The organism is Microbacterium sp. NPDC055903 (genome assembly GCF_053615555.1).
On sequence record NZ_JBSHCA010000003.1, the window covers coordinates 370,738 to 384,900 of the forward strand.

The 14,163-nt window shown below is 68.6% G+C and carries 9 protein-coding genes; 4 read left to right on the forward strand and 5 right to left on the reverse strand.

What is annotated here, in order from left to right; genetic code table 11:
• Positions 1–176: 176 nt before the first annotated feature.
• From ACWGJP_RS15600 to ACWGJP_RS15610, 3 genes are all read right to left on the reverse strand, one after another.
• Positions 177–4,541, reverse strand: coding sequence for an SdrD B-like domain-containing protein (locus ACWGJP_RS15600; protein ID WP_452330715.1), 4,365 nt, complete (start codon positions 4,539–4,541; stop codon positions 177–179).
• 145 nt (positions 4,542–4,686) lie between these two features.
• Positions 4,687–5,430 carry a hypothetical protein gene (locus ACWGJP_RS15605; protein WP_452330716.1) on the reverse strand — a complete coding sequence of 248 codons (744 nt, stop codon included), beginning with the start codon at positions 5,428–5,430 and terminating at the stop codon, positions 4,687–4,689.
• 25 nt (positions 5,431–5,455) lie between these two features.
• Positions 5,456–7,267 (reverse strand): sigma-70 family RNA polymerase sigma factor, encoded by a 1,812-nt coding sequence (locus ACWGJP_RS15610; protein WP_452330717.1) that lies wholly within the window; start codon positions 7,265–7,267, stop codon positions 5,456–5,458.
• Positions 7,268–7,549: 282 nt separating this feature from the next.
• On the opposite strand from ACWGJP_RS15610, the gene ACWGJP_RS15615 reads away from it, so the two are divergent.
• The gene (locus tag ACWGJP_RS15615) at positions 7,550–8,251 is read left to right on the forward strand and encodes a helix-turn-helix transcriptional regulator (RefSeq protein ID WP_452330718.1); all 702 of its coding nucleotides are present in this window, start codon (positions 7,550–7,552) and stop codon (positions 8,249–8,251) included.
• A gap of 96 nt (positions 8,252–8,347) precedes the next feature.
• On the opposite strand, the gene ACWGJP_RS15620 is transcribed toward ACWGJP_RS15615, so the two are convergent.
• Together ACWGJP_RS15620 and ACWGJP_RS15625 are read right to left on the reverse strand one after the other, a co-directional pair.
• Positions 8,348–8,836, reverse strand: a complete 489-nt coding sequence (locus ACWGJP_RS15620; RefSeq protein ID WP_452330719.1) for a MarR family winged helix-turn-helix transcriptional regulator — start codon at positions 8,834–8,836, stop codon at positions 8,348–8,350.
• Between the two features lie 49 nt (positions 8,837–8,885).
• Entirely contained in the window at positions 8,886–10,319 is a 1,434-nt protein-coding gene (locus ACWGJP_RS15625) for an amidohydrolase (protein ID WP_452330720.1), read from the reverse strand.
• A gap of 95 nt (positions 10,320–10,414) precedes the next feature.
• Between ACWGJP_RS15625 and ACWGJP_RS15630 the strand changes: the two genes are divergently transcribed.
• The 3 genes from ACWGJP_RS15630 to ACWGJP_RS15640 all read left to right on the forward strand — a co-directional run bounded on the left by ACWGJP_RS15630 (position 10,415) and on the right by ACWGJP_RS15640 (position 14,157).
• Entirely contained in the window at positions 10,415–11,398 is a 984-nt protein-coding gene (locus ACWGJP_RS15630) for an Lrp/AsnC family transcriptional regulator (protein ID WP_452330721.1), read from the forward strand.
• A gap of 132 nt (positions 11,399–11,530) precedes the next feature.
• A complete protein-coding gene (locus ACWGJP_RS15635; protein WP_452330722.1) occupies positions 11,531–12,751 on the forward strand; it encodes an amidohydrolase in 1,221 nt (406 codons plus the stop codon).
• Positions 12,748–14,157, forward strand: a complete 1,410-nt coding sequence (locus ACWGJP_RS15640) for a DUF3100 domain-containing protein (RefSeq protein ID WP_452330723.1) — start codon at positions 12,748–12,750, stop codon at positions 14,155–14,157. The genes ACWGJP_RS15635 and ACWGJP_RS15640 overlap by 4 nt, the downstream gene beginning before the upstream one ends.
• Positions 14,158–14,163: the final 6 nt, after the last annotated feature.

A 14,163-nucleotide genomic window follows, 5' to 3' on the forward strand; every position in this document is an offset into this window, starting at 1 on the left:
TCAGAATGGTGGCCCGCCCCTGCGGCGAGTCGAACACCGCTCCCCACCCTAGCGAGAACCGTGGACGAACGGGAGACGGCGGAGGACGCCACCCGCTAGCTGCTGGTGCATGCGCGCGATGACGCGGGACCGGCTTCTGGGGCGCCGGTCCCGCGCCATCACTGAGAGGTGTTCTCTCAGTCTCCTGCCGCGCGGCGCCGGGCACGCGCCGTCAGCAGCAGGGCGCCTCCACCGATGAGCAGAGTGGCCAGCACGAGAGCCCCGATGCCGAGGGCCCCACCCGTCACCGCAAGACCGGCCGCGGGAACGCGCACGTGGAACGGATTCTCGTCGGTGACGACGGCGCCACCCGGCGCGACCGCCGTGACCGTCACCGTGTCGGCATGCGCCTGTCCAGCTGCAAGCGTGACTCCTCCGGCGCAGTCGATCGTCTCGCCCGGCTGCCACTCGGTCGGCGCTTCGCCGAACGTGGCAGCCCAGCGGACCTCGCCGTCGGCGGCCTCGCCCGTCGTCCCGTCGGGGAAGATGCAGGTCAGGTCGGTCATCGCGGGACCGGCGTCCGTCACGTCACGGATGACGACCTGCGTGAGCGCGGTCGCGCCGTCGTTGACGACCGGGATCTCGACGACCGTCGTCCGATCCGCCTGTGCGACGTAGGCGTCCTCGGCCGTGTCGGCTTCCTCGCCCGAGACCGCCTCGCGCTTGGTGATGCTCACGCTCGGCACGGGCGCGTCCGGAGTGACGGCCCAGTAGCCGTCCTCGTCACCGATCTGCTCACCGAAATCCTCGCCGGCGGAGTTCACCGGCTGCCCCACCACCGAGGCGATGTCGTGGTGGATCTCGGCGGCACCCAACTCCAGCAACGCGGTGCACGAGAACGCGTCACCCGGTTCGAAGGGACCCGCCCAATCGGTGCCGGACGAGGGGCCTCCCCATGGCGAGAAGTCGCAGGTGAGGTCCGTGATCTCCGGAGCGTCGAGGGTGAGATCGGAAACCGTCACGTCGGTGAGGACGGCGTCACCTGTGTTGGTGACGATCATCCCGACCGGCTGCGCACCCGTCGTCGCACCGGCCAGCGCGTACTCCACCGCCTCGTCGACGGTGTCGGCATCCACATCGGCCTCCCAGTCGCCAGCGGTCTCGCCGCCGTACTCGCCGTTCACCGCATCGGGACCGTCCACCGGGTTCTGTGGAGCGTCCTCGCGACCATCGAACTTCACGATGTCGATCGCGGGAGACAGCACCTCCGCCGGAGTCACGGCCCAGTAGCCGTCCTCGTCACCGATCTGCTCTCCGTAGTCCTCACCTGACGAGTTCACCGGCTGCCCGACCACCGAGGCGATGTCGTAATGCGTCTCCTCGTACCCCATCTCCAATACCGCGGAGCACGAGAACGAGTCACCCGGCTCGAACGGCCCCTCCCACGTCACACCGGACGAGGGGCCACCCAGCGGCGAGAAATCGCACGTCAACCCCGAGATCGCGGGCCCTTCGACCGTCAGATCCGAGACAGTGACGTCCGTGAGCACCGCGTCACCGGTGTTCGTCACGATCATGCCCACCGGCTGGTCACCCGTCGAGCCGTCGACGACCTCGTACTCCACGGCGTCGCCCTCGGTGTCGGCGTCCACGCCGGCCGCCCAGTCGCCCGGCGTCGGCTCACCGTACTCACCATCCACGGCATCCGGGCCATCCACGGGGTTCGCCGGAGCATCCTCACGGCCATCGAACTTCACGATATCGATCGCGGGAGACAGCACCTCCGCCGGCGTCACGGCCCAGTAGCCGTCCTCATCGCCGATCGGCTCACCGGCCGGTTCGCCTTCCTCATCGACGGGCTGGCCGACGACAGACGCGATGTCGTAGTGGGTCTCTTCGTATCCCATCTCCAGCACCGCGGAGCACGAGAACGAGTCACCGGGCTCGAACGGCCCCTCCCAGGTCACACCAGACGACGGCCCGCCCAACGGCGAGAAATCACACGTCAACCCGGAGACCGCAGGGCCCTCGACCGTCAGATCCGACACGGTGACATCCGTGAGCGCGAGGTTGCCGGTGTTGGTGACGATCATGCCCACCGGCTGGTCACCCGTCGACCCGTCCACGACCTCGTAAGCGACCGCGTCGCCCTCGGTGTCCGCGTCCACACCAGCAGCCCAGTCGCCAGGTGTGGGCTCACCGTCCTCACCGTCCACCGCATCCGGACCATCCACCGGGTTCGCCGGAGCATCCTCACGGCCATCGAACTTCACGATGTCGATGCCCGGGCGCCCTGCCCAGATGCCGGCATCGATGGAGTGATCCACCCCGCCGGGCTGCGGCGCGGTCACGGGCGCGCGTCCGATCAGCGGGTTCGTGGTCGGAACGGCGTTCGAGTCGTGCACCGTTCCTGCCGCATCGTCCTCCACCAGGGTGAAGGAGAGCTCGTCGAGCGCCGGACCCCCCGGCAGCGTGCCCGCGTCGATGTCGGTCAGATCGAACTCGACGATGTAATCCACGCCCGGCTCGAGCGGGTAGCCGCCTTCACCGCCGAAGTAGTATTCGCCGTTCTCATCCGTCGTCGTCGTCGCGAGGACGGTCGTGCCGTCGGCGCTGAGCAGACGCACCGTCGCACCGGGGATCGCCACCTCGGTGGCATCCTGCTCTCCGTCGTGGTCGGCGTCGAACCACACGACGTTGCCGATCTGAATCGGCGGCACCTCGGCGAGCAGGCTGATGCTGCCCAGGCCGTTGCCCTTGCCGAAGTTGTAGACCTGGTTGCCGGCGACCAGCAGCCCCCTGGTCTCCCAGTCGTTGCCGGGACCCTCACCGGTGGTGCGGTCGTAGAAGCCGATGCCGTTCGTGTTGAACAGCATCGTCGGATCCATGGTCGTGTTGGCGACATCCGGTTCACGCGGGCTCAGCAGCACGGCGCCGAGCGAGTTCTCGAGGTGCCGGACGGTGGAGGTGGGATTCTCGCGGATGCTGCCGAGGAAGAACTCACCCGGGAAGTACTCGACACGGTCGGCCGGCTCGCCGCCGGAGTTCGCCGTGGTGTGGTTGTTCGCGCAGGAACCCGTCCCCTCCCACTCGTAGACGCCTGCCGTGAGACACACCTTGTTGATGTCGCCACCGGTGTAGTGACCCGTCGTCGCCGTGGTCCCATCCGGCCCGTAGCCGTTCGCGACGACGGCGTCCGGCTTGCGGTCACGGAACCCGAGGATGAGCGATCCGTCGTTCTCGAACGCGATGGTGGACAGGATCGGCATCGGATACAGGGGCCCTCTGCTGAAGTACTCGGCCACATCGGCGTCGTAACTGAGCCGCCACGGGTTCCAGTGCGTCGAGACGCCTGCACCCGTCTGGTTGCCGACGGGGTCAGGGTAGTTCTGGGCACCCCTGACGAAGTCCAAAGTCTTCGAGTAGACCTCCGTGAACGCGCCGCCGTCCAGCTTCAGCACATGCGCGGTGAGATCCGACCGTGACAGGCTCTCGGATGCGTCGCAGACGCCACCGACGTACACGAAGCCGTCTCGGACGGTCACCGCGAAGGGACGCCACTCACCTCCCACACAGCCGGGGTCCGCGATCGGCACCACATCGGCGACGGGCGCGGGCGCGGATGCGGCCGCATCGAACGAGTACAGCGACTGGTCGTTGAGGTTGACGACGTACAGCGTCTCGCCATCTTCGGAGATCGCAAGGCCTCCGAGTCCCTCGGCGCCCGTTGCGGCGTAGAAGGCGTCATCACGACCGGTGATCGTCTGGTGCACCGACGACCCCGCGTTCGGGACGGTCGCCCAGAGCTGGGTGTTGCCGCTCGTGGCGGAGGTGTCGGTGTTCGTGCGGTAGATGCCGCCAGAGCCGCCCGGGCCGTACACCGTGTACGCCTTGGCGTAGGCGGCGGAGAAGAGGGCGTCGCGGCGGTAGTCCCACGCGGTCCCGAAGACGGCGCCCGTCTCGGCCTGTGTCGCCCGAGTCGCGAAACCGGTGACGTTGTCGGCGACACGATCATTGTCGAAGCGTCCGCGGTTGTCCCAGGAGGTCACCGTCAGCGAGCGGACCGCGCCGTTGTTCCCCCGGCTCACCTGCTGGGCGACCGCGACGTCCGGGTTCTCCGGCACGTAGGTGGCGGGGTTCCAGACGCCGATGTGCACGGTCTGGGTGCCCGCCTCGACGAAGGTCGTCGTGCTGCGGAATGCATTCGCCGTCGCCGTCGTCGCGGCGGGCGCCGGCTGCAGGTAGGACAGGTCGGGGTCGGTGATCGCGACATCGATGCGGAATCGCGAGCCGGCGAACCCGGCGAGGTCGAAGTCGGCCTGCCCGTCGGCATCCGTCGTCACCGTCTCCGACGTCGTGCCGTCTGTCACCGTCACCGAGATGCCGGCCTGACCTGGATCGAAGGCTGCCTCGTAGACGCCGTCGCCGGAGAAATCGCGGTTGACCTCGACCGTCAGAACACCATCCCCCGCGGCGGCGAATGCCGGCGGTGCGGCGAGTCCGCCGACGACAGCCACGGATGCCGCCGCGACCACAGCAGCGGATTTCCGAACACGCTTCATTGCCCCGTATCGCATAGCTCTCCCCGTCACAGACAATCCAGGTGATCGGATCCTATGGTTGCGCTGAGAGTCGTGGAAGATATTGCCTCAGCTTGACCCCCGTTCGGGTGTCAAGCTGACCGGAAGAAGAAACCGATGCGGCACTTCAGCCGGCCACACTCGCCACCGTCGGCACGCTGTCGGGAACGCTGTCCGCGCTGAAGTCGACGAGGCTGAGGGCGTTGCCGGCGAGCACGATGCCGAAGCGGACGAGATCTCCCTCGCCGTCCAACCAGTACTGCGTGCCGAGATCCGGCTCGTCGCCCGCTGCGGCGTCCGCAGCGACACCGGAGTAGTGCGACGTCGGAACGTCGCCCACCTGCTCCTCACCCAGATAGCGTGCGCCGTTCTGTGCGATGAGCTGCGGGTTCTCCGGGCGGTCCTCAGAGAGCAGCAGCAGCGCGGCCAAGAGCCGGGTCAACCCGCTCGCCCCCGGATCGAAGGTCGAGACCTGCCAGTCGCCTTCCGGCGGCGATGGCTGCGGAGCACCGGCCTCACCCCCGTCCAGGAACGCGACCTGTGCGGCGTCCCACACGACGAGGAAGGCCGTGGAGTCGGCCGCGACGACGCTCGCGTAGCCTGTGTCGGCGGCGAAGTCGACCCAGCCGATCACGCGCAGGTCACCCTCCTCGCTGAGCAGCCGCGCATCGAATCCTCTGATGCCGGCGGCATGGGCGCGGAACCTCATCGCGGCCAGCTCCTCCGCCTGACCAGAGGTGAGCCGCTGGGGATGCTCGATGCCGGCGCTCGGCGTCGCCTGCGTCATCGGCCCGGGCGATGCGCAGCCCGCGAGGCTCAGCAGGACGCAGATCGCGAAGAGCGCGGCACCCGCGCGGGATGGCGACGGCATTGCGCCCTTTCGAGAGGGGGACGGGTCAGTCCTCGAAGATATCCCAGCGCGGCTCGTCCTCGACGATCCAGGGATCCATCAACCCGTGTCCGATCGAGACCACTCTGGTCTCGGTCGGGCCGTAGTAGCCGTCCTCGCACACCGACCAGCGAAGGACGTACATGCCGTAGGAGAAGAAGCGGAGACGGCGCTGCGCGCTGCCGTCCACGGAATCGAGCGGAACCATCGCGGACTGACCGGTGTCCGACTCGAGGCAGACCGTCTCGCCAGGAGCAGCGGTGATCCTGAAGGGCAGTCCCGTGTCGATCGCGTCGCCGAGGGGGATGCTCTGGATCTCGAGGATGCCCTCGAGCAACGGTGCGTCGATGGTGAACGCCATCTCGGACGCCGCAGAAGCGACACCATCCGTCACGGTCCAGACTCTTGCGATGTAGTCACCGGCAGGAAGCGCCAGGCCTCGGACGTCGAAAGTCCAGTCTCCCGTGTCGGAAGGGGTGACGGCGTACGTGTCCTCCCCCACCCCCACCGCGACGTCCGACGCATCCACAGCGGTTCCGGACAAGACGGGCGCCATCGAAGTCGCCGCCGGTGAGGCCGTCGTCACCATCGGAGCCGGCGGTGCTTCCTCGCCGCCGGGTGGAGTGACAGTCCCCGGTTCCGTCGGCGGCGTGACCGGCGGGCGAGGGGCGAATCCCTCGCCGTCGGGGCTCCAGATGATGTCGATCGCCGGTGCAGACTCCGGATCGGGATCGGCGATCACGGGCGGCGGCGGGATGGGAAGCACGGGAGCAACCGGCGTCGGCGTCGTGGCGGGGATCGCGACCGGCTCCTCGTGCTGCTCCGAATCCGGCGTACGGACCTCCGTCATCACTGAGGCGACGGCGTCCTGCGGCGGCGCGATGCTCGTGAACGTGTCGACGCCGAGACCGAGGCCGACGGCGCCGAGCAGCACGGCTGCGGCGCTCACGAAGCTCATCCCGAGACCGGCGGCGACCGTGATGGTTACCGGCGCCGCCCAGAATGCCGAAGCGGCGGGCAGGACCACACCGAGCGCCGCGAGGCCGCCGACGGACGCCGCGGACTTCTTGCCGTCGCGATAGACCGCCCTCAGCTCAGCCTCGGCCTCGCGGCAGCGCTCACAGGCATCCAGGTGCCCGGCGAGCTGTCGGCGCTCGAAGGCGTTCCCGCCGACGATCACAGCGGGCAGTTCGCCGCCGACGTGCCCGTCGACCCTGAGCTCAGCCGGCACCTGCCTCAGGAGCCACTGGAGCCGCAGCCCGGAGCGCGCACGGCGATGCAGCGCGGAGACGGCGTTGGGACGGATGCCGAGCTCGGCCGCGATCTGCGCGCGACCGGTGTCCTCGATCTCGGTGAGCCAGAGCACGCGCTGCCACCGGTCGGGAAGGGCACGGAAGGCGTCGAGCAGCACGGCGCCGTCGTACTCGCGCTCGAGGCCGGCGAGGTTCTCATCCTCGAAGACGTCGTCGACGTCGGGATCGTTCACGACCTTCGAACCCTCGCGATACCAGCGTGCGCCGGTGTTGCGAATGACGGCGAAGAGGTACGCGCGGAACGCGCTGGTCGGGCCTTTGCCCTGGGTGTGGATCTGTTCGAACACCGTGAGAAAGGCTTCAGAGACGAGATCATCCGCCTGCAGCGGAGCGATGCGCGCAGCGACCCTGCGTGCCGCTGCCACATGCCGCACCCAGAGCGCCTCGTAGGCCTCGAGGTCGCCCGCGCGGAGTTCGTCGACGAGCTGCTCATCGCTCAGATCGACGCGGTCGTCGGAGGCATCCCCGTCGGGGGCTCCGGGCGCAGGAATCGTCGGACTCGTCACAGCGGGCTTTCTCTGCGAGAAGGGAACAAGACCCCGTTGGCCGGACGGACTTCGGGGCCCGAGCTAGAGGTCGTCGCCCAGCCTAGTGCGTGCGTCTCCGCACCGAGCAAGACGTGACGCGACTGTTTTGTTTTGACCTCCTTACGGGGGTCAAAACGTGCTCCCGCGTCACCTTTTCTACGGTCAGCGCACTACTCATATGAACGAGATGTTTGATACCGGTCCCCCGAGGGATCATCCCGTTGCCGGGTCACCATCCGTCCGAGCCTTGGGAGGTGCTCGATGCGTGAGGTGCGCAGGACAGGACAGCGGACGCGACGTGCGGCGATCGTCGACGAATCCGTGCTGCAGCGGTCAAGGATCGGCCAGCTCCTCGCGGACGACGTCGGCGTCGAGCTCGTGCACGTCTCCGCATCGCTGCGTGACTTCATGGCGTGGCTGAGCAGCGCGGATCGCGGCCGCTGGCCGCATCTCCTCGCCCTGCACGTGCCGTCCGACGCAGACGCCACGGCGCAGGCGCGCGCCGTCTCCGCGCTGCGCACGGCGGGTATCCGCGTGCTGCTCGTCGCCCCGCCGTCCTCGCGCGTCGTGGTCCGCAAGCTGCGCGACGGCGGCATCGACGGAATCGTGTCCACGACGGACGGCGAATCGGAGTTCATCTCCGCAGCGAACTCCGTCCTCGCCGGCGCACCGCTCGTCACGGCAAACGCACGCACGCTGATCGACGGTTCACGCAACACCGCCCGTCTCAGCGCGCAGGAGCAGCGCGTGCTCGCTCTCTATGCCTCGGGGCTGACCATCGCCGATGTCGCCATCGCCATCGGCGTAAGGCACGACACCGCGCGGAAGTATCTCGATCGCGTCCGCGACAAGTACACGGCGGCGGGTCGTCCTGCGCGCAGCAAGCTCGAGCTCGCCCGCATCGCTTGGTCGGAGGGCCTGCTGGACTCCGATCTGCCGACAGGATCATCCGAAACGGGCTGACCTGCGCTGGAATCCTCCGGTCTCGAAGACCGCACGGCCTCCCGCCTTGTCCCTCCCCGGGCGCGGGGGGCCGTGCCTTTCCCCGAACGACTCCGCTCAGCCGGCGAGGTCCGACAGCAGGTCTGCGAAGTGCTCCAGATCGTCGGCTGTCCACGCCTTCAGCCGCTCACCGATGCGCGCCTCGTAGCGCGCACGCGCGGCGGCGACGCGCTCGCGGGCGAGCTCGGTGGCGACGAGCACCCTGGCGCGGCGATCCTCAGGATCGCGGACGCTCTCGACGAGCCCGAGCTGCTCGAGCTGGCGCACCTGACGGCTCACCGCGGACTTGTCGGTCTGCAGACGCTCGATGATGGCACCGGCGGATGTGGCCTTGCCCGTCGCAATCGAGACGAGCACCTGGTATCCGAGCGGCTGCAGATCGGGGTGAACCGTGGTCGCGGCCTCGCGCCACCCGATGCGGATGCGGGCGAAGAGCCGCGCGAGCTCGTGCTCGACCCTGTTGACCGCATGCTCGAGCTCTGGCGGTCGCGGCGCTCCCGACGCGTCCGCGTCGTGATCGGTGGGAGCGCCGGAGGATGTGACCATGATCGCCAGTGTACGGCGAGCGATGCCGCGCCCCGGGTGGAGGGCGCGCTCAGGCCGGCACGTATCCGTCCCGGCGAGACGGAGGGAGCAGGTCGGACGGAATGGGACTCGTGAATCCCGCAGGCCCGACGCGCCTGGCGTGCTCTGTCGCCGCCGCGGCGAGCAGCTCGGGTTCGGTCAGGATGCGCAGGGCAGTCGCCGCCATGGCCTTCGCCGCGTGGACGAGACCGTGGTGCGCGAGGGAGGACTTCCCCTGCGCGACCAGCTGCCAGGAATGGAACGGCGTTCCGAGGGCTGCCGTACCGCCCTGCAGCTGCACTGTGGGCACGACCCAGCTCACGTCGCCGACGTCAGACGAGCCGGTCATCTGCACCCACGCATCCTCGTCGACGAGCTCCGGCACGCCCTCGAAAAGCGGCCCCTCGGCCTGCCCGTACTTCCGCCGTGCCGCCTGCACCGCCTCGGCGGGAAGCGAGTCCTGGAAGGCTGCAGCGAGCCGTCTGTCTTCGTCGGTGTACGGCACGCCACCGAGCTCGCCGACCACGCGGTGCAACACCTCCTCGAGCACGCGGTTGGGAACGATCTCGGCGCTTGCTCCATCGATGGATACCTCGACCTCGGTCTCGGTCATCATCGCCGCTCCCTCCGCGATCTTCACCACGCGGTCGAACAGCGCCTTCGCTCCCGGCCAGGTCGGCGACCGCACGAGGTAGTAGAGCTCTGCGGTCGGCTGCACGACGTTGGGCGAGGTGCCGCCGGCGTCAGTGAAGGCGTAGTGGATGCGCTCCGCGTCTTCGATGTGCTCGCGGAGGAAGTTCACCCCGACGTTCATCAGTTCCGCGGCGTCCAGCGCGCTGCGACCGTGCTGCGGGAAAGCACCGGCGTGCGATGCGCGGCCGGTGAACCGGAAGTATGCCTGGGTGTATGCGAGCGTGAGCACCTGCGATGTCGACAGGGCGTCGTTGGGATGCCAGGTCACGGCCGCATCCACGCCGTCGAAGGCACCGCCTGCGACCATGAACGACTTGCCGGCCGCGGCCTCCTCCGCCGGGCAGCCGTAGTACTGCACGGTGCCGGGGAGGCCGTGCTCCGAGAGCGCGCGCGCCAGCGCGGTCGCCGCGAGCAGCGATCCGGCGCCGAGGAGATTGTGGCCGCAGGCATGGCCTGCGGCGGTCCCGCTGTACGGATCGGGCGTGCGCTCCACGACGCCGGCGGCCTGGCTCACTCCGTCGAGGGCGTCGTACTCGCCGAGGAACGCGATGACCGGGGCGCCTCCACCCCACTCCGCCCTGAAAGCCGTGGGAACTCCGCCGACCTCGCGGGTGATGCGCGCACCGTGCTGCTCGGCCCGTTCGATGTGGGCCGCCATCGCGCCGTGCTCCTCCCAGCGCAGCTCGGGGTGGTCCCAGACGGTGTCGCTGAGCGCCGTGAACTCCTGGCTCAGCTCATCGACGATGGGGGCGATCTCGGGCAGGGCCGGCATGTGGTCTCCTTCGATGGTTCGACGCTCACGACGGTGGCCGAACAGGACGCCTGATCGCACTATTCTGAAGAGAATCTGCGGGAAAGGAACTCCTGATGCAGACCAAGCAGCTGGATCCCGTCGACCGGAGGCTTCTGCATGCGCTGCAGATCGAGCCGAGGGCGACCTGGAGCGAGCTCGCACCGGTCGTCGGGGTGGACGCCGCTACTCTCGGACGCCGGTGGGAACGGCTCAGCCGGGATGGCACCGCTTGGGCGACCGCGTATCGCAAGCACGGACAGGGTGCGCTCGTCGAGATCGAGTGCGCCCCCGCCCAGCTCCAGTCGACCGCCGCCGCGCTGTCCCGCGATGATCGGCTGCTCGTGCTGGACGACACCTCGGGTGGACGGGACCTCCTCGCGACCCTCTTCGTGCCCGACCTCGCGTCGGTCTCGCACTACGTGGTGGACGGGCTGAGCGCGATACCGGGCGTGCAACGCGTACGCACCCACGTCATCAACGACGTCCTGACCGACGGCGGCAACTGGCGGCTTCGTGAGCTCGACGCGGCGGATGCCGCACGTGTCCCGCGCCCGCGACCGCCACGGCCGAGGGCGGCGCGAACGGTGCCGGCCGAGATCCGCGCCGCGATCGAGGGCGAGCTGTGGCGCGACGCCCGGATGCCGATCAAGGAGATCGCACGGAAGCACGACATCGCCCCGCAGCGCGTCTCCGACGGCATCGCGACGCTCCGCGCGGACGGCGAGCTGTTGTTCCGTACGGACGTGGCCCGCGCCTATTCGGGCTGGCCGGTGTACGCGTGGTACTTCGTCGAAGCACCGGCGCGGACGATCGAAGCCGCGCGGACGGCGATCGCGAACGTTCCAGAAGTGCGGTTGGCCGTCTCGTCATCGAGCCGCTACAACCTGATCCTGGCCGTCTGGCTGCGCAATCTCCCCGATGTCAACCGCTTCGAGATCGCGCTCGAGAACGCGCTCCCCGGGGCTCGGATCGCAGACCGCTCCGTCGTGCTCCGCATCCGCAAGCACATGAACCAGCTGATCGGATCCGACACCCGCTCGCTCGGCCCAGCCAACTGAGAGCGGCCGGCCACCAGGTCGGACAACAGGTTCTCCTGCACATCATCATCTGGCTCCGCAGATGGTCGGCGAATTTACATACCGGAAGCATCCACGGACGCACACTCGACACATCCGCAGATAGGAGCAGATGTGTCAATCTCAATCGTCCCCCGCACCGCCCAGAAGGGGTTCGTCGCCGAAGCCGTCGCCGGGCTCCGCGAGGAGCTGGTCGGTCTCAGCCACGCGATCCACGAGAACCCGGAGCTTTCCTGGCAGGAGCACGAGGCGTCAGCACTCGTGGCGAAGACTCTGACCGATGCCGGTTTCGCGGTCGAGCTCGGCGCCTACGGCGTCCCCACCGCCATCGAAGCGGTGTACGGGAACGGGGACCTCACCGTGGCGATCTGCGCCGAATACGACGCGCTCCCCGAGATCGGACACGGGTGCGGGCACAACGTCATCGCCGCCATCGGCGTCGGGGCTGCGATGGCGCTCGCCCGCGTCGCGGACGAGGCGGGGTTGCGTATCAAGCTTCTCGGCACGCCGGCGGAGGAGCACGGCGGCGGCAAGATCCCGATGCTCGTCGCCGGAGCCTGGGAGGATGTCGACTTCTCTCTGATGGTGCACGGGATGACCGGCCAGGACATCTCCGCATCTGGCTTCCGCTCCACGGCGGTCGACCGCTTCGAGGTCGAGTTCCTGGGGCGCACGGCGCACGCGGCGGGGATGCCGGAGCAGGGCATCAACGCAGCATCTGCCGCGACGCTCGCGCAGACCGCCATCGCCCTGCTGCGACAGCACCTTCCCAAGGACGCGAACCTCAACACGTTCATCTCGGTCGGCGGCGAAGCCACCAACATCATCCCCGGGCGCACGGTGGTCCAGGTCGAGGTCCGCGCCTACGAGTTGGATGAGTGGCGGGACATGAAGAAGAAGGTGCTCGCCTGCTTCGAAGGCGCCGCGATCGCCACGGGCTGCGAATGGTCGTGGCGGGCGACCGAGCATCCCTACGCACCGCTGGCACCCGACCAGGAGATCGCGGACATCTGGGATCGCAACCTGATCGCGACCGGTCGGGAGATCACGCCCGCGACCCTGGGCGGCGGATCGACCGACATGGGCAACGTCTCGCAGGTCGTCCCAGCGATCCACCCCACGATCGCCTTCCTGGGTGAGACGGGCCCCGGCCATAACCCCGCCTTCACCGCGGCGGCTGCGACCCCTGCCGCGGACGACGCCATCATCGACGGCGCGACGATCCTCGCCTGGACGGTCCTCGACGTGGCCGGCTCACCCGAGCTGCGCGCCGATCTGCTCCGCCGCACGGCCGAGCGCCCCGCCGGGGCGACTCGGATCACCCTCGAAGCATGACCTCGCCCACAGGAGAACCCGATATGACCTCCACCCCCGAAGCCGCCGCTGCGGCATCACCCTCCGTCGCCGCGAAGGTCGTGGCCGCGTACTCCCTGGGGTTGCGTGACCGCCGCCTCTGGGTGCTCATCCTCCTGATCGCGGCGATCGCGTCCGGCGCCCAGGCGATCGGACCAGCGGTGATCCCGCTCGGAGTCGCCTCGATCACGCTGCTCCCGATGATCTGGGGCCTCCTCGCAGGGACGGTGATCTCAGGACAACCGCTCCGTCGGCTCCCGATCGACCTGCAGCAGGCCGCCACTGTGATCATGGGCGTCGCCGTGCTGTTCCTCGGTGCCCGGATGTCCTTCACCATCGGCCCGAACATCCCCGTCCTCCTTCAGGCCGGGCCCGCGCTGCTGCTGCAGGAGGTCGGGCACCTGTTCGGCACCATCGCCCTCGCCCTTCCCCTCGCGGTTCTCCTGCGTATGGGCCCCGCCACGATCGGGGCCACGTTCTCCATCGACCGTGAGACTTCCTTCGCCATGGTGAGCGAACGATACGGCTCCGATTCCCCGCACTACCGCGGCGTGCTGTCCATGTACGTCTACGGGACCGTCTTCGGTGCGATCATCGTGAGCCTCATCGCATCCCTCGCCGTCTCGCTGGGCTGGTTCGACCCGCTCGCGCTCGCGATGGGCGCCGGTGTCGGCTCGGGATCCATGATGGCCGCTGCCGTGTCCGTCGTCGCTGCAGCGCATCCGGAGATGCAGGATCAGGTGCTCGCTGTGGCAGCGGCGTCGAACCTCATCACGGGCCTTCTCGGCCTGTACGTCGGAGTGTGGGTCTCGCTGCCCCTGGCAGAGAGGTTCTATCGTGTCCTCACCCGCAACAAGGATGCCCAGCTGCCCGGTCGGCGCCCCAAGAACGCTCTCGACACCGAGGCGGTTCAGACCGCGGCGGAGTCCCTCCTCGCCAAGCCGACCGTGAACATCAAGCTCTGGGTGTCGCTGACCATCATCAGCATCGCCGGGATCCTGGTGGCGATGATCGCCGCGAAGTCCTTCTCCATCGACATGCTCATCACCTACGCCGTCCTGTGCGCACTCGTCGCAGTGTCGCTCTGGGTCGCGAAGCTCACCCGGGGCAAGGTGCCAGCCATCATCGTCGTCATGACCGTCGGGACGCTCCTTTCGTCGCCGATCTCGCCGCTCGCGGACTGGTTCATCTCCGTCACCGCGAGTGTCGATTTCCTCTCGATCATCACGATGATGCTCACGATCGCCGGCCTCAGCCTCGGCAAGGACCTCCCGATGCTGAAGAGCATCGGATGGAAGATCATCCCGGTCGGGACCGTCGCGATCGCAGCATCCTTCCTGCTCTCCGCGGTGGTGGCCGAGTTCGCTCTGGGTCTGTGGGGGATCTGAGATCTC

Excerpts from the sequence above, each read along its gene's own strand:
- ACWGJP_RS15630 (WP_452330721.1), top strand. The coding sequence starts at position 10,415 with ATGCAGACCAAGCAGCTGGATCCCGTCGACCGGAGGCTTCTGCATGCG.
- ACWGJP_RS15625 (WP_452330720.1), bottom strand. The coding sequence starts at position 10,319 with ATGCCGGCCCTGCCCGAGATCGCCCCCATCGTCGATGAGCTGAGCCAG.
- ACWGJP_RS15605 (WP_452330716.1), bottom strand. The coding sequence starts at position 5,430 with ATGCCGTCGCCATCCCGCGCGGGTGCCGCGCTCTTCGCGATCTGCGTC.
- ACWGJP_RS15615 (WP_452330718.1), top strand. The coding sequence starts at position 7,550 with ATGCGTGAGGTGCGCAGGACAGGACAGCGGACGCGACGTGCGGCGATC.
- ACWGJP_RS15640 (WP_452330723.1), top strand. The coding sequence starts at position 12,748 with ATGACCTCGCCCACAGGAGAACCCGATATGACCTCCACCCCCGAAGCC.
- ACWGJP_RS15620 (WP_452330719.1), bottom strand. The coding sequence starts at position 8,836 with ATGGTCACATCCTCCGGCGCTCCCACCGATCACGACGCGGACGCGTCG.
- ACWGJP_RS15600 (WP_452330715.1), bottom strand. The coding sequence starts at position 4,541 with ATGAAGCGTGTTCGGAAATCCGCTGCTGTGGTCGCGGCGGCATCCGTG.